Source organism: Thermobacillus sp. ZCTH02-B1 (assembly GCF_002159085.1).
Lineage (GTDB): Bacteria > Bacillota > Bacilli > Paenibacillales > Paenibacillaceae > Thermobacillus.
The window spans coordinates 32,535-49,087 of sequence record NZ_LZRU01000018.1 but is presented as its reverse complement, the minus strand read 5'-3'; the positions used below and the strand labels follow the sequence as shown (position 1 = coordinate 49,087).

Annotated in this window: 17 protein-coding genes; all 17 read left to right on the top strand. The window is 65.0% G+C overall.

All coding sequences use genetic code 11. The features are described 5' to 3' along the window. Window positions 1-29: 29 nt before the first annotated feature. The 17 genes from A9Z00_RS08190 to nadA all read left to right on the top strand — a co-directional run bounded on the left by A9Z00_RS08190 (window position 30) and on the right by nadA (window position 16,533). Window positions 30-683, top strand: a complete 654-nt coding sequence (locus tag A9Z00_RS08190) for an energy-coupling factor ABC transporter permease (RefSeq protein ID WP_296975721.1) — start codon at window positions 30-32, stop codon at window positions 681-683. Beyond that, window positions 680-1,018, top strand: a complete 339-nt coding sequence (locus tag A9Z00_RS08185) for a PDGLE domain-containing protein (RefSeq protein WP_296975719.1) — start codon at window positions 680-682, stop codon at window positions 1,016-1,018. The genes A9Z00_RS08190 and A9Z00_RS08185 overlap by 4 nt, the downstream gene beginning before the upstream one ends. Before the next feature lie 342 nt (window positions 1,019-1,360). Next, window positions 1,361-1,903, top strand: a complete 543-nt coding sequence (gene spoVT / locus A9Z00_RS08180; RefSeq protein WP_296975718.1) for a stage V sporulation protein T — start codon at window positions 1,361-1,363, stop codon at window positions 1,901-1,903. A gap of 165 nt (window positions 1,904-2,068) precedes the next feature. Further along, on the top strand, window positions 2,069-3,550 hold the full coding sequence (gene yabN, locus A9Z00_RS08175) for a bifunctional methyltransferase/pyrophosphohydrolase YabN (protein ID WP_296975715.1): 1,482 nt from the start codon (window positions 2,069-2,071) through the stop codon (window positions 3,548-3,550). 197 nt (window positions 3,551-3,747) lie between these two features. Continuing rightward, window positions 3,748-4,020 carry an HU family DNA-binding protein gene (locus A9Z00_RS08170; RefSeq protein WP_296975714.1) on the top strand — a complete coding sequence of 91 codons (273 nt, stop codon included), beginning with the start codon at window positions 3,748-3,750 and terminating at the stop codon, window positions 4,018-4,020. Between the two features lie 4 nt (window positions 4,021-4,024). Then, window positions 4,025-4,315, top strand: coding sequence for an RNA-binding S4 domain-containing protein (locus A9Z00_RS08165; RefSeq protein WP_296975712.1), 291 nt, complete (start codon window positions 4,025-4,027; stop codon window positions 4,313-4,315). Between the two features lie 150 nt (window positions 4,316-4,465). Beyond that, complete coding sequence (gene yabP / locus A9Z00_RS08160) at window positions 4,466-4,747, top strand: sporulation protein YabP (protein ID WP_296975711.1); 282 nt, start codon at window positions 4,466-4,468, stop codon at window positions 4,745-4,747. Beyond that, entirely contained in the window at window positions 4,744-5,346 is a 603-nt protein-coding gene (gene yabQ, locus A9Z00_RS08155) for a spore cortex biosynthesis protein YabQ (RefSeq protein WP_296975709.1), read from the top strand. The genes yabP and yabQ overlap by 4 nt, the downstream gene beginning before the upstream one ends. A gap of 12 nt (window positions 5,347-5,358) precedes the next feature. After that, window positions 5,359-5,673 (top strand): FtsB family cell division protein, encoded by a 315-nt coding sequence (locus A9Z00_RS08150; RefSeq protein ID WP_296975707.1) that lies wholly within the window; start codon window positions 5,359-5,361, stop codon window positions 5,671-5,673. A 147-nt stretch (window positions 5,674-5,820) separates the two neighbouring features. Then, on the top strand, window positions 5,821-6,249 hold the full coding sequence (locus A9Z00_RS08145; RefSeq protein WP_296975704.1) for a S1 domain-containing RNA-binding protein: 429 nt from the start codon (window positions 5,821-5,823) through the stop codon (window positions 6,247-6,249). A gap of 548 nt (window positions 6,250-6,797) precedes the next feature. Continuing rightward, window positions 6,798-9,293, top strand: a complete 2,496-nt coding sequence (gene spoIIE, locus A9Z00_RS08140; protein WP_296975701.1) for a stage II sporulation protein E — start codon at window positions 6,798-6,800, stop codon at window positions 9,291-9,293. A 126-nt stretch (window positions 9,294-9,419) separates the two neighbouring features. Beyond that, window positions 9,420-10,145: a vWA domain-containing protein gene (locus tag A9Z00_RS08135; protein ID WP_296975700.1), complete on the top strand. Its 726-nt coding sequence runs from the start codon at window positions 9,420-9,422 to the stop codon at window positions 10,143-10,145. Beyond that, window positions 10,129-11,076 carry a protein kinase domain-containing protein gene (locus A9Z00_RS08130; protein WP_296975698.1) on the top strand — a complete coding sequence of 316 codons (948 nt, stop codon included), beginning with the start codon at window positions 10,129-10,131 and terminating at the stop codon, window positions 11,074-11,076. The genes A9Z00_RS08135 and A9Z00_RS08130 overlap by 17 nt, the downstream gene beginning before the upstream one ends. Window positions 11,077-11,143: 67 nt before the next feature. Further along, window positions 11,144-12,562 (top strand): tRNA lysidine(34) synthetase TilS, encoded by a 1,419-nt coding sequence (tilS, locus tag A9Z00_RS08125; protein ID WP_296975696.1) that lies wholly within the window; start codon window positions 11,144-11,146, stop codon window positions 12,560-12,562. A gap of 13 nt (window positions 12,563-12,575) precedes the next feature. Continuing rightward, on the top strand, window positions 12,576-13,115 hold the full coding sequence (hpt, locus tag A9Z00_RS08120; protein ID WP_296975694.1) for a hypoxanthine phosphoribosyltransferase: 540 nt from the start codon (window positions 12,576-12,578) through the stop codon (window positions 13,113-13,115). Window positions 13,116-13,248: 133 nt separating this feature from the next. Further along, window positions 13,249-15,267: an ATP-dependent zinc metalloprotease FtsH gene (gene ftsH, locus A9Z00_RS08115; RefSeq protein ID WP_296975693.1), complete on the top strand. Its 2,019-nt coding sequence runs from the start codon at window positions 13,249-13,251 to the stop codon at window positions 15,265-15,267. 327 nt (window positions 15,268-15,594) lie between these two features. After that, a complete protein-coding gene (gene nadA / locus A9Z00_RS08110; protein WP_296975691.1) occupies window positions 15,595-16,533 on the top strand; it encodes a quinolinate synthase NadA in 939 nt (312 codons plus the stop codon). Window positions 16,534-16,553: the final 20 nt, after the last annotated feature.

Below are 16,553 nucleotides of genomic sequence, written 5' to 3'. Positions count from 1 at the left end.
GGACGCATATACGGAAGGAGGCATTTGGCATGCATATACCGGACGGATATTTGAGCATGGAAGTCTGCGCGGCGACGACGGCGGCCGGAGCGGCGGCGGCGGTTTGCGCGCTGCGCAGGACGCGGTCGGAGCTTGCAAGGCCCCGGGTGCCGGCGGCGGCGCTGACCGGCGCGTTCATCTTCGCGGCGCAGATGCTGAATTTCCCGATCGCCGGCGGGACGTCGGGGCATTTCCTCGGCAGCGCGCTGGCCGCGATCCTGTTCGGGCCGTGGGCGGCCGCGGCGATCATGACGGCCGTGCTGATCATTCAGGCGGTGCTGTTCCATGACGGCGGCATCACCGCGCTCGGCGCGAACATCTTGTGCACGGCCGTGATCGGCTCGTTCGTCGGGCACGGCTCCTACCGGGCCGCGCTCCGGCTGATGAAGGGCCGGCTGCGGGCCGCGGCGTCGTTCGCCGCGGCGTGGGTGTCGATCGTGGCCGCCGCCTGCGGCGTCGCGCTGCTGCTGGCGCTGTCCGGCGCCGCGCCGCTCCCCGCCGTGCTGGGCGCGATGGTCGGATGGCACGCGCTCATCGGCATCGGAGAAGGGCTGATCACGACGGCGGCCGTCCTCTGCCTGACGGAGCGCGGCGTCTCCCGCGCCATCCGGGAAGACGCCTTGCGGGGAGGTGCGCCCGCATGAGCGGCGGACGCGAAAGCGGCGGAGAACGCGGCGAGTACCGGCTCACGGGCAACCGGCGCAAATGGATCGTGCTGGCCGTGCTGACGTTGGCCGCGGCGGGCCTTCTCTCGCCCTGGGCGTCCGACCTTCCCGACGGCCTCGAGCGCGTCGCCGGGGATCTCGGCTTCATCGACCGGGAGACCGCCGTTCATTCGTTCTCGCCGATGCCGGACTACGAAGTGCCCGGCATTCGCGGGGAGGCCGCGCGGACGGGACTGGCCGGCCTGATCGGTTCCGGCGTCCTGGGCGCCGTGCTGTGGTGCGCGCTGCGCGCGCTGGCGAAGAAGGAGCGGTAGGCGGACGGGACCGGGATGCCCCCGGAATACGGATTTCCGGCTCCGAACCGGCCGGTCAGGCAAGCGGGACCTGGCCGGCCGGTTTCCGTTCCGGAAAATGCTGGAGATATCGGGAGCGCCGCGCCGACGGCGCATGCGGAGCGTTCCGCACGAGCGCATAAACGTGCTTGGAGCAGTTGAATACTATGGGCAGATCGCTTCTGGCTCACAAAAATGCCGCACCCGGACCGGAGGGCGTTCGCCGGTCCGGGAGGCGGTCTCACATAGGCCAGGGTCTCAAGTCCCGATTGTCTCCGCTGGATTCTGCCGAATCCAAATCTTGAGCGAAAGTGGGGCATCAGCATGAAAGCAACAGGTATCGTCCGCCGGATCGACGACCTCGGCCGCGTCGTGATCCCGAAGGAAATCCGCCGTACGCTGAGAATACGTGAAGGCGACCCGCTGGAGATCTTCGTCGACCGGGACGGCGAGGTCATCCTGAAAAAGTATTCCCCGATCGGGGAGCTCGGCGATTTCGCGAAGGAATACGCGGAATCGCTGTACGAAAGCACGGGTCATATCGCCATGATCTGCGACCGCGACACGATCATCGCCGTGGCCGGCGCGTCGAAGAAGGAATTTCTGGACAAGCCGGTCGGCTCGCTGCTCGAGCAGAGCATGGAAAACCGGAAGCCCGTGCTCGAGCCGAACGGCGGCCGGTTCGAGCTGGTCAAGGACACGGAGGACCAGTACAGCTCGATCGCGGTGGCGCCGATCGTCGCCGGCGGTGATCCGATCGGAGCCGTCGTGCTCGTCAGCAAGGAAGAAGGCGTGAAGATGGGGCAAATGGAAGCGAAGATGGCGGAGACGGCCGCCGGTTTCCTGGCGAAACAGATGGAGCAGTAAGGAGCAGTAATCCGAAAGCCCGTTCGGCATCAGGCTTCCCCATGCGGCGTCCGGCGCAAGGGGGAGCTTTTGTTGTGCGGCTTGGGAGAGGCAAACGCCGCCTGAAATGGTATAATGGTGGACGGCGGCCGACGGGCCGCGGCGGAAGGAGGAAACACGGACGCGATGAAACCGACCATCATCGTCGCGGGGCTCGGGTCCGGCGGCGAAGACCATATCACGTTGGGCGTCTGGCGGAGGATTCGGGAGACGCCGCGGCGCTATGTGCGGACTTCAAGCCATCCCGCGGTTCGGAAATTGGCGGGAGACGGGCTGGACTTCCGGTCCTTCGACCACCTGTACGAGCAGTCGGATTCGTTCCCGGAGGTGTACGAGCGGATCGCGGACGAGCTGATCCGTCTGGCGCGGGAGGACGGAGGGACGATCCTCTACGCGGTGCCGGGTCATCCGATGGTGGCCGAGCGCACGGTCCGGCTGCTCCGCGAGCGGTGCGCAGGCGCCGGCGTCGGGCTTGAAATCGTCGGCGGCGAAAGTTTCCTCGACCAGGCGTTCGTCCGGCTCGGCTTCGATCCGATCGAAGGGTTCCAGCTCCTTGACGCATCGGACGTGAAACCTTCCCTGCTGCGACCGGAGATCCATACCGTCATCGCCCAGGTGTACGACCGGCTGATCGCGTCGGACGTCAAGCTGTCGCTGATGGAGCGCTATCCCGACGACCATCCGGTGACGATCGGGCACGCGCTGGGCGTTCCGGGCGAGGAGCGGATCGAGACGGTGCCGCTGCACGAGCTGGACCGGTTGGAAACGTACGGCGACATGACGCTGGTCTGGCTGCCGAAATCCGACGATCCGATGCTGCGCAACCGGTCGTTCGACCGGCTGAAGGAGATCGTCGAGATTCTCCGCGGTCCGAACGGATGCCCCTGGGATCGGGAGCAGACGCACCGGTCCATCCGGAAAAATTTCATCGAGGAGACGTATGAGGCGATCGAAGCGATCGACAACGACGATCCCGCCGGCATGCAGGAAGAGCTCGGCGACGTGCTGCTGCAGGTGATGCTGCACAGCCAGATGGAGGCGGAGAACGGCACGTTCGACATCTACGACGTCATCCAGTCGCTGAACGAGAAGCTGCTGTTCCGCCATCCGCACGTGTTCGGCGAGGTCGGAGCGGCAAACGCGGACGAGGCGCTTGCGAACTGGGAGCGGATGAAGGCGGAGGAGAAGCGGCGCAGGGGACTCCCGGAAAGGTCGTCCGTGCTGGACGGGATTCCGCGCGATCTGCCCGCGCTCCTGAAGGCGTACGAGCTGCAGAAGAAGGCGGCCAAGGTCGGTTTCGACTGGCCGGAGATCGGACCGGCGCTGGACAAGGTCGGCGAGGAGCTCCGGGAGCTGCGCGACGCGATCGCGTCCGGCAGGGACCGGGAGGCGCAGGCGCAGGAGCTCGGCGATCTGCTGTTCGCCGCCGTCAACGTCGCGCGGTTCATCGGCGCCGATCCGGAGGAGGCGCTTGCCCGGACGAATGCGAAGTTCGGCCGGAGATTCGCCTATATCGAAGAGCAATTGAAACAAAGCGGCAGGACCTTCGACCAGACGAATCTGGAAGAAATGGATCGTTGGTGGGAGGAAGCGAAACGAAAGAACTAGGACTTTTCGACGTTTTCCCGCGATTTCCCCCGGCAAATCGAAAAATTTGACGCGGACCGGCAGGATTTTCCCGTTCCCGGAAAGAATAGAAGATGCGGATACATGCATTGCCGCTGCGGATCAGCCGGTCGGCGGCCGCGCGGTCACTGCGGATACAATATCAATTAAGAAGAAGGAAATCAGGAGGCTGTGAAAGGATGAACAAAACGGATCTGATCAACAACATTGCGGCGAAGAGCGGGCTCTCGAAGCGCGACGTCGAGACGGTGCTGAACGGTTTTCTCGGCGAAGTGACGGCCGCGCTGCAAGCCGGCGAAAAGGTTCAACTGATCGGCTTCGGCACGTTCGAGACGCGCAAGCGCAACAGCCGCAAGGGCCGCAACCCGCAAACGGGCAAGACGATCGAAATTCCTGCGTCGAGGGTCCCGGCTTTCAAGGCGGGCAACAAGCTGAAAGAAGCCGTCAAGTAACGGCATGCGGCTGGACAAGTTCCTCAAGGTATCCCGACTGATCAAGCGGCGTACGGTGGCGAAGGATATCTCCGAGCAGGGGCGCGTCTGGATCAACGGACGTGAAGCGAAGCCGGGCAGCACGGTCAAGGTCGGCGACGAGCTGACGATCCGGTTCGGCCAGAAGACGGTGACGGTCCGGGTCGAGCGGCTTGCCGAGACGACCCGGAAGGACGAAGCCGCCGGTCTCTACACCCTGATTCGCGAGGAATACCACCGGGACGACGCAGAGGAAGAAGGGAACCGGCAGGATTGAGCCGAAGCAGGGCCGTCTTCGGCGCCGCGTCAGGCGGCGCGGGAGGCGGCCTTTGTTGCGCCGTCGCGGGGATTCGGGCGGTTCCTTCCGGCGGTTCTAAAACTTGTCCTTCTCCCATATCCATGATGGTGTAAGGGAGGAGGCCAGGCCATGATGGAACAGTCGAAGGCGAAACGCCAGGAAATCAGAATGCTCAACCGCAAGGTGCTGGAAATCACGGGCATCCGGAACGTGGAAAGCTTCGACAGCGAGGAGTTCCTGCTCGACACCGAGCTCGGTTTCCTGACCGTGCGCGGGTCGAACCTCCACATGAAGCATCTCAGCCTCGAGCAGGGACTCGTCGCCATCGAAGGCGCGATCCATACGATCGCCTACCTGGACGGCGCCGCCGCCGACAAATCCAAAGGCTTCTTCGGGAAGTTGTTCAAGTGAGCCTCGAGGTCCAGTTTCTGACGGTCGGCTCCGTGGCGCTGGCCGGCATCGGCATGGGCGCGGTCTTCGACGGCTGGCGGGTTGCGGCCCGGGAGTTGAACGCCGGCCGGATGTGGGTACCGGTGTTCGATCTCCTGTTCTGGCTGCTGGCCGCGGCGGTCGTGTTCCGCGTGCTGCTGGCGGTGAACGAGGGCGAAGTGCGGCTGCCCGTGTTTCTGGGATTCTTCATCGGGCTCGCGTTCTATTTCTGGCTGCTCAGCGATCCGGTCGTCCGGCTGTACCGGCTGCTCGCCGCGGCCATCCGGCGCATGCTCCGGCTGGCCGTCCGGGCCGCGGACGCGCTCGTCGTCCGGCCGGCGCGCTGGCTGGGGCGTCTGGCCGCCGGGTGTTTCAGACTAGTCCGGAAAGCCTCTATGGTTCTGTTCCGGTTTGTGGTAAAATTAATGAACCCGATATTTGGCTTGTCCGCCCGTCTTGCGCGGCCGCTGCTGCGTTCGGTGCGAAAACGGGCCGCGGCATGGGCGGAAACGGCGAAGCGCACACCGCTGATGCGCTGGGCGGCATCCATGTTGCGCCATGGGAAGAACAGACGATCCTAGGAGGTACGGCACGTGGCGGATGCCCGCAACTACACTTCCTCCCGAACGGGCATGAAGCGGCGTCTCAGGATCTGGTTCCTCCTCGTCGCCTCGTTCATGGGATGGGCGGTCTACACCTCCTTCCAACAACTGGAATCCCGGGCGGAGACGATGCGGGCGCTCGACTCGCTGCGGGAAAAGGTCGCCGCGGCCGAGCAGCGCCAGGCCGAGCTCGAGTTTGAGATCGAGCGGTTGAGCGATCCGGAATACATCAAGGAGCTGGCTCGCAAGAACGGCCTCGCGATGCCCGGCGAACAGCCGATCCAGGTGACGGAGAGCGGCGATTGATCCGCTTCTGCCGCTGTTTACTTGCTTGCGGCGTTCGGGTATAATCACGGATAGAACAGCCCTTCGCCTGGAGCCCGTTTCAGCCGTGCCCCATGCGGATGGATGTGTTCTGATGGATCCGCATCATCGGGGAGGCCAATCCGGTAAATGGCAATTGAAGTGGGCGCCAAGTTGGAGGGCAGGGTAACGGGCATCACCCGATTCGGGGCGTTCATCGACCTCGCGGACGGTGTCACGGGACTTGTTCACATCTCGGAGATCGCCGACCATTACGTCAGGGATGTGAACGATTATCTGAAGATCGACGACATCGTCACGGTGAAGGTCATCCGCGTCGACAAGGACGGCAAGATCGCGCTGTCGATCCGGCAAGCCGTCGATCGGCCGGCAGGCCGCGTTCCTTCGCAGCGCGGCGACCGCAGACCGGGCGGACGCGGCGGCGTCGGTCCGGCATCCGGCAAGCTGTCGTTCGAAGAGAAGATATCCCGGTTTCTGAGGGACAGCGAAGAGCGCATCGCATCGCTCCGGCGGAATGCGGAAGGCAAGCGCGGTGGACGCGGAGCGCGGCGCGGTTGAAACGGAAACCGGTCGGAATCGAAACATTATGAGAAATTCTAAGGCGGAACCCACCGGGCGGAACCCATCGGGTTCCGCCTTTTTGCACATCCGGCATCCGCCGCACGGCGCGCGCATCACGGGACGCGGCCTGCATCGGTGCACGGGAAGCCGTCGACGAACTTCGGAACGCCGGGTGACGACGGTGTTTGGCAAAAAAACCGGCGATACGCAAAGACGGCGGCCGGAGGGACGGTCCGGCGGAAGCGGCGGCAAAAGTTCCGCAGGCGTTCGGCATCCGGAGCCATGATCGGACGGAAGCCGCGCCGCTCCGTCGCGCGGATTTTGCCGTTCCTTCGCCGCCGCGGGGGCCGGCGATTCCGGGCGAATGCGGATCGCACCTGCATTCGCCCTTTGTCGTTCCGCCGCGCGCCGGAGGGCCGCGCATGTCGGAAAAAAATTGCCCGCCGCCTACCGATTGTGACAAACTCCTGACGGCCCGCCGCCTATAATGGGAATCACTTCCGTCCGCAGCGTGCGGACAAGCCTGTTCGGAGGGTGGTGCCGTCATGATGGACAAGCAGAACCTGGTGCGGTTTCCCGGAGCGGAGGGGCGGCCGGAAAACGGAAGATGGAAGACGCCGGTCCGCCTTCGGAAGCTGTCGGCGTCGGCTTCGCGGTTGTTCCTGTCCCGCCGCTGGACGCTGCTGATCGCCGTCGTCGGTTTCCTGCTCGGCCGCGCCGTCATTCTGGACACGCTCGCGCCGTTCGCGGTCGCCTGGTTCGCGGTCGTCTGGTTCCTGCGCCGGGACGCGGCTCCGGTCGCCGCGCTCGCGCTCGTCGCCGGCGCCTGGCTGGCCGACGCGCCCGTCTTTTGGTCGACCGCGGCCGAACTTGCCGTGTTTTTCCTGCTCGCGCGCGGGCTGGAGGCGTACGAGCGCGCCGAGATATCCTATGCGCCGCTGCTGGCGTTCATTTCCGCGCTGCTCGTGCGGTTGTTCGGCGTCGTGATGGAGAAGGCGCTCGACGGGTACGAGCTGCTCATGGTCGCGGTCGAGGCGGGTCTCGCCTTCGTGCTGACCCTCGTGTTCATTCAGGCGGTCCCGGTCCTGCTGCTGACCAGGAAGCCGGCGCTGCTGCGCAATGAAGAGATCGTCTGCCTGATGATCCTGCTCGCCTCGATCATGACCGGCGCGGCCGGCTGGGCGGTCTATGACCTGGAGATTCCGCACGTGCTGTCGCGTTACGTGCTGCTCCTGTTCGCACTGGCCGGCGGCGCCCTGCTCGGCGCCTCGGTCGGCGTGATTGCCGGCCTCGTCCTGAGCCTTGCGGATTTCGGCGACATCCTGCAGATGAGCCTTCTCGCGTTCGCCGGCCTGCTCGCCGGCCTGCTCCGGGAAGGCGGCAAGCCGGCCGCGGCGTTCGGCATGCTGCTCGGCACGGCAATTCTGTCCATCTACATAGGCGGTGCGGAAAGCGCGCTCGCTTCGACCTGGGAGTCGGCCCTGGCTGCGCTCCTGTTCCTCGCGACGCCGCAATCGATGCTCAAGACGATCGCCCGCCATGTGCCGGGAACGGCCGAACATGCGCGCTCGCAGCATGAATACGCGCGCCGGGTGCGGGACGTGACCGCGCGGCGTGTGACGCAGTTTTCCGAGATCTTCCGGCAGCTCGCGGAGAGCTTCGCCGAGACGGCCGACATCGAGCCGTTCGGCCGCTGGCAGCAGGACCGCGTCCACCTCGTCAACGCCGCGGCCGAGGCGGTCTGTTCGACCTGTTACCGGCAGCGGCAATGCTGGGAGGGCAAGTTCCAGCAGACGTTCCGGCTCATGAAGGAGATGACGGACGCCGCCCGGTACCAGGGGCCGCAGCCGGGCGAGGAGCTGCCGGAGCACTGGAAGAAGCATTGCGTGAAACCGCACCAGGTGTTCGCCGCGCTCCGGCAGCAGGTCGAGCTGGTCGAACACGACCGGCTGTGGCGGAAGCGGATCCGCGAGTCGCGCCGCCTGGTGGCCGACCAGCTCGCCGGCGTCTCGCGGATCATGCAGGATCTGGCGCGGGAGATTCGCCGCGAAGGACAGGAGATGCATCTGCAGGAGGAGCAGATCCGCGAAGCGGTGGAAGGATTGGGCCTCTCGATCCGCGGCGTCGAGATCATCAGCCTCGAAGAGGGCAACGTCGAGATCGAGATCGCGCACACGTTCCCGCGCGGGTTCGACGAATGCCGGAAAATGATCGCGCCGCTCCTGACCGACATCCTCGGCGAGCCGATTGCGGTGAAGTCGGAGCGCCCGCCGGAGCGGCCCGGTGAGCCGACGGTCGTGACGTTCGCGTCGGCGAAGGCGTATGAGGTGGATACCGGCGTCGCCGGGACGGCGAAGGGCGGCGGGCTCTTGTCGGGGGACAGCTACAGCACGGCGGAGCTCGCGAACGGCAAGTTCGCGGTGGCCGTCAGCGACGGCATGGGTGCCGGCGAGCGGGCGCGGCTCGAAAGCCGCTCGGCGCTGGACATGCTGCACCAGCTCCTGCAGTCGGGCATGGACGAGAAGCTTGCGATCCAGTCGGTCAATTCGGTGCTGCTGCTCCGGTCGGCCGACGAGATGTTCGCGACGGTGGATTTGGCGCTCATTGACCGCTATACGGCCAAGACGACGTTCCTCAAGGTCGGCTCCACGCCGAGCTACATCAAGCGGGGCGGAGACGTCATTCCGATCGTGGCCGGCAACCCGCCGATCGGCATCCTGCAGGAGATCGACGTCGATCTCGTCCGCGTGCAGCTCTATCCGGGCGACACGCTGATCATGATGACCGACGGCGTGTACGACGCGCCGGGACACGCGGTGAACAAGGAGATCTGGATGAAGCGGATCATCCAGGAGCTGAAATCGGAGGATCCGCAGGAGATGGCGGAGGAACTACTGGATACCGTGCTGCGAAGTTGCCCGGACGGGATCCGCGACGACATGACGGTCGTCGTCGCCCGCGTGCGGAAGTTCCAGCCGGAATGGGCGACGTTCCGCTGGCCGGGGCTGACGAAGCTGGAACGCCCGCGGACGGTGAGTTGAGCGGCGCGCGGGGCGGATTCCCGTTTCGGAACCGGACATTTCATGCGCCGGAGTTTACCTCTCTCTCAGAACGGGCATGCTGGTAACGGAGCGATAGATTCGAGATTTGAAGGAGGGGCTTCGGCCATGAAACAGTTGCTGCTCATCACGGATGGCTGCTCGAACGTCGGGGTGAGTCCGGTTATCGCGGCGGCCCACGCGAAGGCGGAAGGCATTACGGTGAACGTGATCGGGGTGGTGGAACGCGGCGAATCGATTTCCTCGGCGGAGATCGAGATCGAGGAGATCGCCCGCGCCGGCGGCGGCATGAGCCGGATTGTGAACCCGCGCCAACTGTCGCAGACCGTGCAGATGATGACGCGCAAGACGGTCGTGACGACGATCCAGCAGGCGGTGAACCGGGAGCTTCGGCAGGTGTTCGGCGCCGAGTCGGTCGAGGCGCTGCCGCCGGACCGGCGCGGCGAGGTCGTGCGCGTCATCGACGAACTCGGCGAATCGGCGCCGCTCAAAGTCGCGCTCCTCATCGACGCGAGCGGAAGCATGCGTCCGAAACTTCCCGCGGTCGAGGAGGCGATCCGCGATCTCGTGCTCAGCCTGCAGGCGCGTTCCGGAAAAAGCGAGATCGCCGTGTTCCATTTTCCCGATTCGGAGGACGGAGAAGGCTGCGTCTGCGATCTGGACTGGACGGACAACATCGCCGGCGTGAAGCGCATTCTGCCGAAGCTGGAAATGCGCGGCACGACGCCGACCGGACCGGCGATGATGCAGGTGATTGATTTTTTCCGCCGGGGGGATTATGGTAGAACCAACAGGGGCGAAACGGACGGGATGATGGGTGAAGACGTCGTCTGAACTTCGACTGGCGCCCGGCTCGGTCGTCACGGGCAAATGGAAGGGCGGACGGTACCGGGTCGAGCGCCTGCTCGGAGAGGGGGCGAACGGCCGGGTGTACCTCGTGGAGCACGGCCGGCGTCTCTATGCGATGAAGGTCGGCGGCGACGCCGTCGATCTGCAGTCCGAGATCAACGCGCTCCGTGCCCTGGCGGCCCGGCGGCGAAGGGCGGAGCCGTTCCTGGTGGCCGTCGACGACTTCGTCCACAGGGACGGCTCGGAACACCCCTTCTATATCATGCGGTACGTGCGCGGCCGCGCGCTGCACGAGTATTTGCAGCGCGAAGGGGCGGACTGGTTCCCGCTCGTCGGGTACAACCTGCTCGGCAGGCTGGCCGAGCTGCACGAGGCGGGCTTCGCGTTCGGCGATCTGAAGCGGGAGAACGTGCTGGTCGGCGATTACGGCCGCGTGGAGCTGGTCGATTACGGCGGCGCGACGGCGTTCGGCAAGAGCGTTCGCCAGTTTACCGAGCTCTACGACCGCGGGTACTGGAACGCGGGCAGCCGGACGGCCGAGCCGGGCTACGATCTGTTCTCCTTCGCGGTGCTGTGCCTGCACCTGTTCGAAGGCCGCCGGCTGCTGCAACTGTCGCAGACGCTGCTGCCGCAGAACCGGTCGCCGGCGGAGCTCATCCGCCTTACGGAAAGCCATCCCGCGCTGAAACCGTTCGCGGGATGGCTTCAGCGCGCGCTGCGGGGGGAATTCGCGTCGGCGCGGGAAGCCGCCGCCGCCTGGCAGCGCATCCTGTACGGCGGGATCGCGAAGCCGGTGCGGAGGCGGTCGTCGTCGGCGGGCTGGGCGGCCGGCCTGTTCGCCTGCACGATGCTCGCGCTGGCCGCGACGATTCTCTGGCTGATGACGGAAGGCGTGCTGCCGGCCGGGCTGCCGTAAGCCCGGCTGCGACGCGGGCGGCACGCCGCTTTGGCATGCGCATTTCGGCGGTTGGGGGCGGTGGAGGATGGATCTTGCGGCGCGCATCCGCCGGACGGCGGAGCGGGACGGGCTCTGGCGTCCGGGCGACACGATTCTGGCCGCCGTGTCGGGTGGCCCAGACTCGACGGCGCTCTTGCATCTGCTCTGGCGGCTGTCCGGCGAATGCGGCTTCCGGCTCGCGGCGGCCCACGTCAACCACGGCTTCCGCGGCGAGGAATCGGCGCGGGAGGCGGCGTTCGTGCGCCGGCTGTGCGGCCGGCTCGGCGTGCCGCTCGAAGAGGCGGAACTGGACCTACCTTTTTATATAAAAGAGACGGGCATGAACGCGCAGGCCGCCGCCCGGGAGAAGCGGTACGCTTTCCTGCGCGAGGCGGCGGAGCGGCGCGGCGCTTCGCGGATCGCGCTGGCGCACCACGCGGACGACCAGGCGGAGACGGTGCTGATGCGCCTCATCCGCGGATCCGGGCCGACCGGCATCGCCGGGATGCCGGTGAAGCGGCGCGAAGGGAAAGTGGAACTCATCCGGCCCTTGCTCCGTATTACCAAGATGGAACTGCTCCGCTATTGTGAGCGCGAAGGCCTCGGCTGGTGCGAGGACAGCAGCAACCGGAAGACGGTCTATTTCCGCAACGCCGTGCGGCTGGAAATCCTGCCTTTCCTCGAACGGTACAATCCGAATGTGTCCGCGTCGCTCGTGCGGCTGGCCGAAATCAGCCGCGCGGAGGACGACTTCCTCGCGCGGGAGGCGGAACGGGCGTTCGACCGGCTCGTCCGGCGGGAACGGGACGGATGCGCGATGGACCGCGGCGCGTTCCTGGAGCTGCATATTGCTTTACAAAGAAGATTGATTACTCTAATATTAATCTATCTTGGGGTGGAAAGAGGGTCCATCCCGTTCGAACGGATCGACGCGATCCGGGAAGCCGCCGCGGAGGGCTCGCCGACGACATCGGTGATCGAGGCCGGCCGCGGCGTCCGCTTCTTGCGGGAATACGAAGTATTGCGGTGGACGAGGGGCGGCGCTTCCGGGGGGACCGGATTCGAGTACGAGGCCGCGGAGACGGCCGGCGAGCTCGAGGTGCCCGAAGCGGGCGGCCGGCTCGTCTTCCGCCGCATCCGGCGCGCTCCGGGGGAGCCGCTTCCCGCGCCGGACGACGATTCCCGCCGGACGGCGATGTTCGACGAAGACGCCGTCGCTTATCCGCTGCGCGTTCGTTCCCGGAAGCCCGGCGACCGGATGCGCCTTGCCGGTTTAAACGGCACCAAAAAGGTGCAAGATATTTTCGTTGACGGCAAGATTCCCCGATCGAGGCGCGATGCGGTTCCGCTCGTGCTGGACGCCGAAGGCCGGCTGCTCTGGATCGCCGGCGTCCGCCGGTCGGCGGAAGCGCCCGTGACGGAGGAGACGACGCGCATCTTGCGGATCGAGTGGCAGGACGAATAATGGAGGTCTGGCTTTGCTGGAAGACATTCAGGAAGTGCTGTACACCGAAGAGCAGATCCGGCAGAAGGTCCGGGAGATGGGCCGGCAATTGAGCCTCGATTTCAAGGACCGGAACCCGCTCGTCATTTGTATTCTGAAGGGCGCGTTCATCTTCATGGCCGATCTGGTGAAGGAGATGGACATCCCGCTCGAGATCGACTTCATGGCCGTCTCGAGCTACGGCGCGTCCACGAAGTCGTCCGGCGTCGTCAAGATCGTGAAGGATCTGGACGTGCCGGTGGAGGGCCGCGACGTCATCATCGTCGAGGACATCATCGACAGCGGTCTCACGCTGAGCTATCTGATCGACGTGCTCGAGCGGCGCAACGCGAAATCCGTCACGGTCGCGACGCTTTTTGACAAGCCTTCCGGCCGGGTCGTCGACCTGGAACCGGACTATGTCGGCTACACGCTGCCGAACGCCTTCGTCGTCGGCTACGGCCTCGACTACGCGGAGAAATACCGCAACCTGCCGTTCATCGGCATCCTGAAGCCGGAAGTCTACAACCGATGACTCCGGAGAGCGTCCCGTCGGCGGAGCTGACGTTCCGGGGACGTCCCCGAGCCATGCTCCTCCTCGCGGTCGTGTTGTGATGGCAAGACGTGCTATGATAAAATAGTTGAAGCGCCCTGAGAGGAGGTAGGGGATGAATCGGTTCTGGAAAAACACGGGTTTTTATCTGATCATTTTTCTCGTGACCGTCGGAATCGTCCATTTCATCAGCACCCAGAATGAGACGACGAACCGGCTTTCCTACGACGAGCTGCGCCAGCTGATCAAGGCGGACAACGTCAAGGAGCTGACGCTCCGGTATGACGGCGCTTCCTATCTCGTCACGGGCCAATACCGTGTGCCTCCAGCCGGCGCGCAGCAGAACACGTTCTATTCCCGGATTCCGGCCGAGGAGTTCGCAACCCAGGAAATCAGGGACGCTTCCGAACGGAACGGGTTCAAATTAAACGTGGAAAAACAGCAGGGCCAGAGCATCTGGCTCACGTTCCTTACCTCCATCATACCGTTTGTCATCATGTTCATCCTGTTCTTCTTCCTCATCAATCAGGCGCAGGGCGGCGGCGGCAAGGTCATGAACTTCGGCAAGAGCCGCGCCCGTCTGTACACCGACGACAAGAAGCGCGTCACGTTCGAGGACGTCGCAGGCGCCGACGAGGAGAAGCAGGAGCTGGTCGAGGTCGTCGAGTTTCTGAAGGACCCGCGCAAGTTCGCCGCGCTCGGCGCGCGCATTCCGAAGGGCGTGCTGCTCGTTGGTCCCCCCGGCACGGGCAAGACGCTGCTTGCGCGCGCGGTGGCGGGCGAGGCGGGGGTGCCGTTCTTCAGCATATCGGGTTCCGACTTCGTCGAGATGTTCGTCGGCGTGGGCGCTTCCCGCGTCCGCGACCTGTTCGAGAACGCGAAGAAGAATTCTCCCTGTATCATCTTCATCGACGAGATCGACGCCGTCGGTCGGCAGCGCGGCGCCGGTCTGGGCGGCGGCCATGACGAACGCGAGCAGACGCTCAACCAGCTGCTCGTCGAGATGGACGGATTCAGCGCAAACGAGGGCATCATCATCATCGCCGCGACGAACCGTCCGGACATTCTCGACCCGGCGCTCCTGCGCCCGGGCCGCTTTGACCGCCAGATCACGGTCGACCGCCCCGACGTGAAGGGGCGCGAAGCGGTGCTGAAGGTGCACGCCCGCAACAAGCCGCTCGCGAAGGACGTCAGCCTCGAGACGATCGCGAAGCGGACGACCGGGTTCACCGGCGCCGATCTGGAGAACCTGCTGAACGAGGCGGCGCTGCTGGCGGCCCGCCGGAACAAGCGCGAGATCACGATGACCGAGGTGGACGAGGCGATCGACCGCGTCATCGTCGGCACGGAGAAGCGGAGCCGCGTCATCAGCGAGCGCGAGAAGCGGATGGTCGCCTACCACGAGGCGGGCCATACGGTCATCGGCTATTTCCTGGAACATGCGGACATGGTCCACAAGGTGACGATCATTCCGCGCGGCCGGGCGGGCGGCTATGTGATCATGCTGCCGAAGGAAGACCGGATGATCGTCACGAAGCAGGAACTGCTCGACAAGGTGACCGGGCTGCTTGGCGGCCGGGTCGCGGAAGAGCTGTTCATCGGCGAGATCGGCACCGGCGCCTACAGCGACTTCAAGCAGGCGACGCAGATCGTGCGCAGCATGATCATGGAATACGGCATGAGCGAGAAGCTCGGTCCGATGCAGTTCGGCAATTCGCAGGGCCAGGTGTTCCTCGGCCGCGACCTCGGGCACGAGCAGAACTATTCCGACGCGATCGCCTACGAGATCGACCAGGAAATGCAGCGCATCATCAACGAGTGCTACACGCGCGCGAAGGAGCTGCTCACCGCGAAGTCGCGCGAGGTCCGGCTGATCGCCGAGACGCTGCTCGAAGTCGAGACGCTCGAGCTCGAGCAGATCAAGCGGCTGATCGAGACCGGATCGCTGGACGGCACCCCGTCCGGCGACGGGTCGGGCGGCGGCGAAGGCGACGGTCAGCCGGAGCCGAAGGAGCCGGCCGCGAACCCGACGATCGATACGCCGGGCAACGTCCGCGTCCGGATCCAGACGAAGGAGTCGGGCGAGGATGTGACGCCGGCGGGCGGCGAAGGAGCCGGCGACGACCGCGGCTGATCCGTTTGCGCAAGACGGGCAGGATATCCGCCCCGGAACGGCCGGATGGCCGCTTCCGGGGCGTTTTTTGCTCGCTCACGGGGGTTCGGCCTCCCGGGAATCCGGATGCCCGTTCGGGCGGGCGCGGTGCGTCGCTTTGTTTGTTGACAGCGCGGGACGCCGCGTGTAAATTAGTGATAATCAATGATTTTGCGGCCGGGCGGCCGCACGGGGACTGCCCGTCCCTGCGGGAAAATTCGTGAAATTTGGCACAAACTTTGGCGCGGGAAACGGACCTCGGTGTCGGGTGTTCGCTTGCGCGCTTTTATCTAAGGAGAAGATGACAGGATGGAAGCATTGGCGCTCGAGCGGAGAGCGGAGCAGAACCTTGAGCTCCGCGCGCGGCTGGAACGGCTCAAGAAGGAACGCAACGCCATCATTCTGGCCCACTATTACCAGCGCGACGAGATCCAGGAAGTGGCGGATTTCCGCGGCGACTCGTTTCTGCTTGCGCAGAAGGCGGCCGAGACGGACGCGGACGTGATCGTGTTCTGCGGCGTCCATTTCATGGGCGAGAGCGCGAAGATTCTGGCTCCGGACAAGACGGTGCTCATTCCCGACGAGCGGGCGGGCTGCCCGATGGCGGACATGGTGAACGTCGACGGCCTGCGGAAATTGAAGGCGCAGCATCCGGACGCGGCCGTCGTCACCTACATCAACTCGTCCGCGGAAGTGAAGGCCGAGACGGACATCTGCTGCACGTCTTCGAACGCGATCAAGGTCGTCAACTCGGTGCCGACGGAGAAGGTCATCTGGGTGCCGGACAAAAACCTCGGCCATTACGTCCAGCAGCATACGGACAAGCAGATGATCATCTGGGAAGGCTACTGCAACACGCACGACATGCTGACGGTGAAGGACATCGAGGAGATGAAGGCGCAGCATCCGAACGCCCTCGTCGTCGTCCATCCCGAATGCCGTCCCGAGGTCGTCGCGATGGCCGACTTCGTCGGCAGCACGACGGCGATCATCAAGTTCTGCCGCGAGTCGAAGCACAAGGAGTTCATCATCGGCACGGAGGACGGCACCGGCTATCAGCTGCGCAAGGACAGTCCGGACAAGATCTTCCACTTCGCCTCGAAATATCTCGTCTGCCCCAACATGAAGGTCAACAATCTGAAGAAGCTCGTCAAATGTCTCGAGAACATGTATCCTCAGGTCCATGTGCCGCCCCACATCGCGGAGAAGGCGCGTTTGTCCCTGGAGCGCATGCTGCAAGTGAAGTAGCATGCGCTGCTTCTGCGCCT

What these genes read in the sequence shown, in the direction of transcription:
- tilS (WP_296975696.1), top strand. Translation starts at nt 11,144, where the DNA reads ATGGATCTTGCGGCGCGCATCCGCCGGACGGCGGAGCGGGACGGGCTC.
- A9Z00_RS08185 (WP_296975719.1), top strand. Translation starts at nt 680, where the DNA reads ATGAGCGGCGGACGCGAAAGCGGCGGAGAACGCGGCGAGTACCGGCTC.
- A9Z00_RS08165 (WP_296975712.1), top strand. Translation starts at nt 4,025, where the DNA reads ATGCGGCTGGACAAGTTCCTCAAGGTATCCCGACTGATCAAGCGGCGT.
- A9Z00_RS08170 (WP_296975714.1), top strand. Translation starts at nt 3,748, where the DNA reads ATGAACAAAACGGATCTGATCAACAACATTGCGGCGAAGAGCGGGCTC.
- ftsH (WP_296975693.1), top strand. Translation starts at nt 13,249, where the DNA reads ATGAATCGGTTCTGGAAAAACACGGGTTTTTATCTGATCATTTTTCTC.
- yabP (WP_296975711.1), top strand. Translation starts at nt 4,466, where the DNA reads ATGATGGAACAGTCGAAGGCGAAACGCCAGGAAATCAGAATGCTCAAC.
- A9Z00_RS08190 (WP_296975721.1), top strand. Translation starts at nt 30, where the DNA reads ATGCATATACCGGACGGATATTTGAGCATGGAAGTCTGCGCGGCGACG.
- nadA (WP_296975691.1), top strand. Translation starts at nt 15,595, where the DNA reads ATGGAAGCATTGGCGCTCGAGCGGAGAGCGGAGCAGAACCTTGAGCTC.
- A9Z00_RS08135 (WP_296975700.1), top strand. Translation starts at nt 9,420, where the DNA reads ATGAAACAGTTGCTGCTCATCACGGATGGCTGCTCGAACGTCGGGGTG.
- spoIIE (WP_296975701.1), top strand. Translation starts at nt 6,798, where the DNA reads ATGATGGACAAGCAGAACCTGGTGCGGTTTCCCGGAGCGGAGGGGCGG.
- A9Z00_RS08145 (WP_296975704.1), top strand. Translation starts at nt 5,821, where the DNA reads ATGGCAATTGAAGTGGGCGCCAAGTTGGAGGGCAGGGTAACGGGCATC.
- spoVT (WP_296975718.1), top strand. Translation starts at nt 1,361, where the DNA reads ATGAAAGCAACAGGTATCGTCCGCCGGATCGACGACCTCGGCCGCGTC.
- yabN (WP_296975715.1), top strand. Translation starts at nt 2,069, where the DNA reads ATGAAACCGACCATCATCGTCGCGGGGCTCGGGTCCGGCGGCGAAGAC.